General features: G+C 60.1%; 7 protein-coding genes and 1 pseudogene. 5 read left to right on the top strand and 3 right to left on the bottom strand.

Annotated elements, in window-relative coordinates:
* On the bottom strand, positions 1-1,807 hold a 1,807-nt coding region (locus tag EN994_RS09550; protein WP_127307498.1), incomplete at its 3' end, for a cellulose synthase catalytic subunit.
* Positions 1,808-2,409: 602 nt separating this feature from the next.
* Here EN994_RS09550 and EN994_RS09545 point away from each other — a divergent pair.
* The 3 genes and pseudogenes from EN994_RS09545 to EN994_RS36815 all read left to right on the top strand — a co-directional run bounded on the left by EN994_RS09545 (position 2,410) and on the right by EN994_RS36815 (position 3,950).
* The gene (locus EN994_RS09545) at positions 2,410-3,333 is read left to right on the top strand and encodes a glycoside hydrolase family 26 protein (RefSeq protein ID WP_013532502.1); all 924 of its coding nucleotides are present in this window, start codon (positions 2,410-2,412) and stop codon (positions 3,331-3,333) included.
* A 226-nt stretch (positions 3,334-3,559) separates the two neighbouring features.
* Positions 3,560-3,733, top strand: a pseudogene (locus EN994_RS36710) (DUF995 domain-containing protein); the annotation flags it as partial.
* Complete coding sequence (locus tag EN994_RS36815) at positions 3,726-3,950, top strand: DUF995 domain-containing protein (RefSeq protein ID WP_348631675.1); 225 nt, start codon at positions 3,726-3,728, stop codon at positions 3,948-3,950. The pseudogene EN994_RS36710 and the gene EN994_RS36815, both read left to right, overlap by 8 nt.
* Positions 3,951-3,979: 29 nt before the next feature.
* Here the strand turns inward: EN994_RS36815 and EN994_RS09535 are convergent, their stop codons facing one another.
* Complete coding sequence (locus EN994_RS09535) at positions 3,980-4,429, bottom strand: DNA polymerase III subunit chi (protein ID WP_013532504.1); 450 nt, start codon at positions 4,427-4,429, stop codon at positions 3,980-3,982.
* Positions 4,430-4,457: 28 nt separating this feature from the next.
* Positions 4,458-5,969: a leucyl aminopeptidase gene (locus tag EN994_RS09530; protein WP_013532505.1), complete on the bottom strand. Its 1,512-nt coding sequence runs from the start codon at positions 5,967-5,969 to the stop codon at positions 4,458-4,460.
* A gap of 351 nt (positions 5,970-6,320) precedes the next feature.
* Between EN994_RS09530 and lptF the strand changes: the two genes are divergently transcribed.
* Both lptF and EN994_RS09520 read left to right on the top strand, forming a co-directional pair.
* Positions 6,321-7,523, top strand: a complete 1,203-nt coding sequence (gene lptF, locus EN994_RS09525; RefSeq protein WP_013532506.1) for an LPS export ABC transporter permease LptF — start codon at positions 6,321-6,323, stop codon at positions 7,521-7,523.
* Positions 7,523-8,188, top strand: a 666-nt coding sequence (locus EN994_RS09520; RefSeq protein WP_127307497.1) for an LptF/LptG family permease, incomplete at its 3' end; no start/stop codon positions are given. The genes lptF and EN994_RS09520, both read left to right, overlap by 1 nt.

The following is an 8,188-nucleotide window of genomic DNA, read 5'->3' as shown; positions in this document are numbered from 1 at the left end:
CCGGGTAGGCCACGCTGACGATGCGCATACCGCCTGCCCCCTGCTGGAGCCCATATATGCCTTCCAGGCCGCGGTCACAGAACGCGGCGCCCGGGACGAAGAGCGCAACGCCAGCGAGCGAGGCCTGCAAGGTGAGTTTCGCGGCATTGCAACGCAACGAAATTTTGTTCTCCACGAGGTGCCTGGTGATGATCACGACCACAAGCAATCCGTAGACGAACGCATTGAAGGCAGCGAACCAGTAGAAGCCGGTGGCGTCCGAGGCGCGGTCTACAAGAAGGACCGGCAGCGAAGCTCCCATTGCAAGCACCACATAGGGAACAATAACGCGGGCAGGCAGCAGGTTTTTCGGGCCGCTGCCCTTGGGGGTAACGCGAAAATCGACGAACGACTTGGTCAGATAATCGCGGATCGACGACAGCGTGCCCGCCAGCACCCACGGCCAACGAGCGAAGAATGAGAACAACATTCCCTCCCAACTGATCGTCTTGGCGGTCAGTGGGCGCGACAGCCCGAAGGACTTCAACAGCATCACCAGCACAATCAGCGAAATCGAGTTCGGCGCATAGTATAGAAGGAAGTCAATATACGTCACATTGGCGAAATTCTGACCCGTAATAAGTGCGTATATCGGCATGATGTACATGAGAAGCGAAAATACGGCGAAAAGCGGATACCAGAGCTGGCGGAACAGGAACTGGAATTTCAGCCGTGGCGATACCTTGGAAAGGTATATGGGCGAGTATTCGAGCATGATCGTCATCAGGCTCCGCGACCACTGGAACTCTTGCGTGACAAGATCGGCAAAGGTTTGCGGGCCGTCGCCATGGGCAATGGCGTCTATGGCATGCACACCGCGCCAACCAGCCGCAATGAACAGCATGGACGTCGAGTGATCTTCGGCCAGTTCCGGGCCAAGGCCGCCGACCTGCTTGAGCGCTGCGGTTCTCACGGCATAGTGCGAGCCGATGCAGAGCGGCGTTCCGTCGCCCGTGTGGCCGGACTGCAAAGGTCCGTGGAACATCCCTTCCGGGAACAGCCGGCCGCGTGCCGACCAGCTTTCAGCGGCATTGTTGTCGCATATGCTCGGCGCCGATACATAGCCAACCGCCGGGTCGGCAAAGGCAACCAGGATTTCCCTGAGATAGGTTGGTGTCGGGACGTGGTCCGCGTCCATCTGAGCGACGAAGTGATAGCGTTCATAACCATAGTGGTCGTAGAAGAAGGCCAGGTTTCCCTCTTTGCAGCGCGTCCGGCGGGGCCACACCTTGCGGTGATAATCTTCCCGCCCGCGCCGCGTCGAAATCATGACGTTATGGGCATCGCACCAGGCAATCGTTTCCTCGGACGGGTCCTCGTCGGCCAGCCAGGTATCATGCGGACAGTCCTGCGCCAGCATTGCCTCGAGGGTTCGCGCAACCACGGAAAACGGCTCTGACGGAGCCTTGGTCACCACCATCGCGACACGCGAATGCTTCGGGATCGTGTGAAGCCTGGACGGCTTTTTCATCGCATGCACGTTCAAGAGAAAATACATCGGCATGAATGTCAGCCATACGAGCGTCAATGTCGCCAGCATGTATGGGATAACGTGTTCGATGTGCCCGGGCTGCAGCCACCAGAACCAGAAAAATCCGAACGTTACCGACCAGCAGGCAAGTCCTAGCTTCCAGATCCGCTTCTGGGCGGCCGACAGCACGGGCACCAGAAAAGGAGGCTTCTCCGCCGCCTTGCCCGGAGCTGCCCCACGCCCCCGTTTCGGCATGGTCTTACTGCCGATGATCCCCACGTCCGCGGAAACACTCATACACTTTACTGCCGCCACCCGAGCATCAGCCAAACGACGGCCGATGAGCCTAACCCAGCAGCAGAATCCGCTCAGGCATCCTTAGAGTCAACTAAATTAGTTATTTCTTAACTACGGTTCTTCAGAACTGGTTAAGGATAGTCCGGTGGAACAGTTTCCACCGACCAGCACGTGAACGATGAGCCGCAAATTTTTCAGCGCTGGAGAATTCGCCGATGGGCCAAAGCTGTCCGGCAAGGATCGAACTTTGAGAGCAGCGTTAACCATGTCGCGCGCACATGGTTAAGCAACCGTTAATTGCACTTGACTCTTGGTCGCGACCGGCTCTTAAATTAGCCAGGGATGATATATCGGGATATTGACGCGAATTTGTGAGTATCGCGGCGAACTTTCTCTCGAGCGCCCCCTGTATAGGGCCTTGAGAGATAATTTTTTGGGTGGCTCTGTGTCAGGTTTCGCACATCCGCCAACGGGTCGCTCCGAAATCCCGCAGATTCTGCCAAATAGAGCCGATCGGTTTTGGGTAATCGTGTCGATCAAGCATCGATGCGCACGGGCGAAGCCTTAACTTCCGCAAGAGGTTGGGGCCATGGGAGATCGACATGAAACACTCCACAGTAAAAGCACTTGCAATCGCGCTGGCATTGGGCGGAAGCGCCGCGTTCCCCACGGCAGGAGGCGCTGGCTCAGTAGCCGCGACGGACCCCGTCCAGACGAGCAGCGCCGCCTCGGCGTTCGGATCCTACGATCCCTACGGCGACTTCAGCGCCGACAAGAGCGCCAGCATCGAAGAGCTGTTCCTGCCCTGGGAAGACGTCGATCTGTCGACGCTGCCACTCGCCGACGCCTATGCGCTGCAGCGCGGCCGTTCGCTGCTGATCACGGTTGAGCCGTGGACCTGGTCCAAGGACTGGCGCATCACCCCGCCCGAATTGCGCGACGGCATTTTGAGCGGCAAATATGACGCCAACATGCAGGCGATCTGCGACCTGGTGGGACAGATGAAGAGCCCGGTGACCATTCGCTGGGCGCAGGAAATGGAAGACAAGAACGGCCGCTTCACCTGGGCCAACTGGGCTCCCAAGGACTGGATCTCCGCTTACAAGCGCGAAGTCGACATCTGCCGCAAGGCTGCCCCCGCAGCCAAGTACATGTGGTCGCCCAAAGGCGAAGAGGGTTTGGAAAAATACTACCCCGGCGACGACTATGTCGACGTCATCGGCCTGTCGGTGTTCGGTCTGCAGAAAAAAGATGATGACGAGACCGGCCGCGACCGCACCTTCGCTGAGCTGCTGAAGCCCGGCTATGACCGCGTTGCAGTGTTCAACAAGCCGATCATCGTTGCGGAACTCGGCTATGTCGGGAAGCAGGACTATGTCTCGAAATGGCAGGAAGATTCCCGCAAATCCTACGCGGAGTTCCCGGCGCTGACTTCGGTTGTCTACTTCAACCAGAAGGAAGTGTGGCCGTGGCTGGGTGGCTATGGTCTGCCCGACTGGAGGGTGACCCAGCACGTCCTGCCGTAGACGCATCGTGCTGATCGACCCCGACGCGATCGGGATCGACTTCCAATCTCCTTGTTTGATCGTGATCCATCCCGAACCAGCGGTTCGGGATGAGGATTGAGGCGTGGCGTAAATCAGTCTGTGGAGAAGTTTCGTGAAGCGGGTAGTGGGAAATTATCTTGGAGCGGCATTCGCCTGCTCCGTTCTTGTTCTTGCCTTCCAGGCTCCTGCGACAGCCAAGACGGCGATGAAAATCGCCGAGCAGGCTCAAGAGGCCACAGCGGTTCCTGACGAAGGCGTCTACCAGATCTATCAGAACCATTCGTGGCTGTGGGGCAAGAAGGGCGCCGGCTTCTTTGCCGTCAAGCAGAGACAGTTCGAGTCCTGGACCCACGACAAAGGCAAGTCGGGCTATGGCGACGGCATGTGGTTCATTCCCGGCGGCGGCAAGCTGTGCTGGCGTGCGCAATGGCACGGTTCCTGGCGTGAAGGGCTCGATGACCTGCTTCGAGCACCGCCAGGCTGGCAAAGTAATCTACCAGCGCAAGGCTCCGGATGGCGACTGGTATGTTTTCAAGAGATTGAAACACGGCGACTACGTCACCCGGAAACAGAACCGGATCAAGGCAAGACTGTAGGATCGAGTCATCCGCCACAAGCGGCTGGTCTACGCCTTGCGCTCCCAGCGGCGATCTGGCGTCTGTTGCCAGTAGGTGACGTCGTGGCCAGCGCTCTTCATCACCTTCCAGTGTCCTCGCGCCGCCTCGAGCTGGGCGGCATCGTGGCCATCGAACAGGAACACCGCGCGCTCGTAGCCGCCAAGGTCAGGCGGCACCGCGCCGTCGACCAGGAACCTTATCTTGGCGTCGTTGGGATTGCCGTCGCCGGTGGTCAACAGAATCGGCTGTTCGCCGGGATGAGCTTCACGATCGGTTGCGTGCGCCAGGAACGAATCGTCGCGGAAGGTCCAAAGATGCTGGTCGAGCGCATCGCGGCGTTCCTCGGTGCCTGTCTGCACCACGGCGCGCCAGCCACGGTCGACGCTGCGCTCCAGGAGGCCTGGCAGCGCATCCTCCAGCGTCGATTCGGTCAGGTGGTAGAACAGAACGTCGGCCATCGCTTCAGCCTATAGTGATCGAACCCGTTCACTGCTCATAGTTATCGCGCACCAGCCGGTCGAGCAGCCTGACGCCGAAACCGGAACCCCACGACTGGTTGATCTCGTTCGACGGCGCCCCCATCGCCGTGCCGGCTATGTCGAGATGAGCCCATGGCGTGTCCTTGACGAAGCGCTGCAGAAACTGCGCCGCGATGGTGGCGCCGCCAAAACGGCCGCCGATGTTCTTCATGTCGGCGTTCTTGGAATCGATCAGCTTGTCGTATTCGGCGCCGAGCGGCATGCGCCACAGCCGTTCCTGAGTCGCCTGCCCCGCCACCGACAATTTTTCGGCCAGTTCGTCATTGTTGGAAAACAGGCCGGCATAATGTTGGCCGAGCGCCACCATGATGGCGCCGGTCAGCGTCGCCAGATTGACCATGAATTTCGGCTGGAAGCGGTCGTTGCAGTACCACAACGCATCGGCCAGCACGAGGCGGCCCTCGGCGTCGGTATTGAGCACCTCGATGGTCTGGCCCGACATCGAAGTGACTATATCACCGGGACGCTGGGCATGACCGTCGACCGCATTTTCGACCAGTCCGATGATACCGACGACATTGGCTTTCGCCTTGCGGGCCGCCAGCGCATGCATCAGGCCGGTAACGGCGGCGGCACCGCCCATGTCGCCCTTCATATCCTCCATGCCCGAGGCCGGCTTTATGGAATTGCCGCCGGTGTCGAAAGTGACGCCCTTGCCGACGAAGGCGATCGGGCTGTCCTTCGGCTTGCCGCCGTTCCACTGCATGATCGCCATGCGGGCGCCGCGTGGCGAGCCTTGCGCGACACCGAGCAGCGAGCCCATGCCGAGCTTCTTCATTTCCTTCTCAGCCAATATCTCGACCTTGACGCCGAGTGCCTCGAGTTCCTTGGCGCGGGCAGCGAACTCGACCGGCCCAAGCACGTTTGCCGGTTCGTTGACGAGGTCGCGCGCCAGAAGGACGCCGTCGATCACCGCCTCGGCATCGGCGAAGGCCTTCTTCGCAGCGGCCGGATCGGCGGTATGGATGGTCACCTTGACCGGCTTCTTCGGCTCTGCCTTGCCGTCGTCCTTATCCTTCCTGGTCTTGTACTTGTCGAAGGAATAGCTGCGCAGGAGAATGCCCGCGGCAAGGCTTGCCGCGTCCTTCGCGCTCGGCGAGGCGCCGACCACATCGAGGACTACCGCTACCTCGGTCGCCTTGCGCAGCGACGCGGCAACGGTGCCGCCAAGCTTCAACCACGCATATTCGTCCAGTCCCGACACCTTGCCGGTGCCTATCGCCACCAGTCTGTCGAGCGACGCTCCCTGCGGGGCCAGAACTTCCACCGTGCTGGCGAACTTGCCGGTGAACTCAGCCACGGGAAAAGCCCGCTCCAGTGTCTTGCCGGGATCACTGGGCTTGGCGACGTCGCTCAGGCCGCCCTCATCCGCCGCGAGCACGAAGACCGTGCCCTTCTTGTTCACCCCGCTCTGGGACCCGGAAAATTTGGCGAAGGCGATCGACGGTCTTTGATTCATCATGTCCTGCTTTCAGGGAATGCGCGACTTTTGGGGAAGCGGTTCGAAACGATGCGCGACATTTGGTCGTTTTCCGGCATTTGGCAAGACTTTGCCGAATTGGCATCCCATATGACCTATGGAATCGATGACGATTCGTCGCGGCACGGCCCCGCTTTTTGCCGCAACTTGTTGTTAACCATCGATGTTCGCCCTTTCTTATCCATTCCCGCCGACACTCCGCCCAGCCGGGGGGCGTGATGTGGGACAGAACCCGGATAGACCATCTGATGAGCCAGTTGTGCAGGCGCTGCCGGACAGCTACCTTGTTCGGCGGCATGATGCCGTTCGAAAAAATCGAGAAAAGCCTTCATGAAGGTCGTTGAACGCTACATCATGCGCCGCGCTTTCGTGGTCTTCATGGCCGCTCTTGTGTGGACGCTGGCGATCGTATGGACGACGCAGGTGCTGGCAAAGATCGATCTGGTCACCGACAGCGGCCAATCGGCGCTGACCTTCTTCGAAGTCGCCGCCCTCATCCTTCCGTCCATCATCCCGATCGTAGTGCCTTTTGCGCTGGTGGTGGCGGTCGCACAGACACTCAGCGTCATGAATTCGGATTCCGAACTTGCCGTCGTCAACGCCGCGGGAGCCTCGCGCTGGACGATCGTGCGGCCGATCATGTTGCTGGCGCTCGCCGCAGCCGTTTTTTCCTTTGCCGTCGACAACGGCATCGATCCTTACGCACGGCAGAAGAACCGGGCCCTGGTGGCATCGTCACGCGCGGATCTGTTGTCGCTGATCATCCAGGAAGGTACCTTCCGCAAGATCGACGACGGGTTGTTCCTGCAGGTCGGCGAGCGCCTTCCCAACAATCGGCTGGGCGGCATTTTCGTCGCCGATTCGCGCGAAGAAGGCGTCAACCTCGTCTACTACGCCAAGACCGGCAGCATCATCGAACGCGGCGGTGAAAAGGTGCTGATGATGAATGACGGCGTCATCCATCGCAAAACGCTGACCGGCGATCTCTCCGTCATCCGCTTCACCTCCTATGCCTTCGACATGTCGGCCTTCATGGCGGCGGCTTCAGCGGTGACGCTCCTGCCCAAGGACCAGACGACGCAGTACCTGCTCAACCCGAGCGCCAACGACAAGTATTATCAGCAGAGCCCCTACGAATACCGGGCCGAAGTCAACCAGCGGTTCTCGGAATGGACCTATTCCATGGTTTTCGCGCTGATCGCGCTTGCGGTCGCCGGGGATGCGCGCTCGCACCGCGAGGCGCGCGTCAATCCGCTGATCACGGCGATCACGATATCGCTGTTCGTGCGTTGGCTGGGCTTTTTCGCCGCCAGCAAGGCGGATGAGATCCCGCAATATGCCTATATGGTCTATGGTGTGCCGATCGTGGCTTCCGCGGTGGCGATCTGGTTCATCGTCTCGAACCGGACACTGGAACTGCCCGTGACCTGGGCGGACTGGATGACAAACTTCGCCTCGCGCATCGCTGACAGCTGGAATGCTTTCAAATTGCGTTTGTCCAGGCGCGGCACATCAGGGCAAGGGGTCGGCTGATGGGCTGGACACTGGGCCGCTATTTCTTCTTCCGCTACGTGACGATCACCATCTGGTTCTTCATCGGCCTCCTGGCGCTGGTGTTCCTGATCGATTTCACCGAGCTGTCCGGCCGCACCACCGGCCTGCCCGGCTTCACCTACGGCACGGCGGTAGCCATTTCAGGCCTCCGCATGCCGATGATCATGCTGCAGACGGTGCCGTTCGTCGGTCTCTTCTCGGCGATGGCGACGCTGGTGTCGCTGAACCGGCGCTACGAGCTGGTCATCGCGCGTTCCGCCGGTGTTTCCGCCTGGCAGTTCCTCTTGCCCTGCTGTATCGGAGCCTTGCTGTTCGGCGTCCTGTCGGTTGGCGTCATCAATCCGCTCGCCGCGCACGCATTCTCCTGGTCCGAGCAGATCGAAACCCAGCTGCGTTCCGGCAAATCGAATACGGTCTCGGCCGATGCCGCGCCCTGGATCCGGCAGAAAACCAGTTCGGGGGACACCATCATCGGTGCGCGGGCCATCCTGAACCAGGGCCTGGAAATGGCCGATGTCGTATTCTTCATTCTCGACCCGCAAGGCAACATCGTCGAGCGCAAGGATGCTGCCCGTGCCTTCCTGCGCGACGGCTATTGGGAATTGCAGGACGTCAAGACGTTCCAGAACGGCACGATCCAGGCA

This window comes from Mesorhizobium sp. M7A.F.Ca.CA.002.09.1.1, assembly GCF_003998555.1.
GTDB classification, from domain to species: Bacteria; Pseudomonadota; Alphaproteobacteria; order Rhizobiales; family Rhizobiaceae; genus Mesorhizobium; species Mesorhizobium ciceri.
Note: the sequence above shows the minus strand (reverse complement) of the source record. Positions and strands in the feature narration are given on the sequence as shown.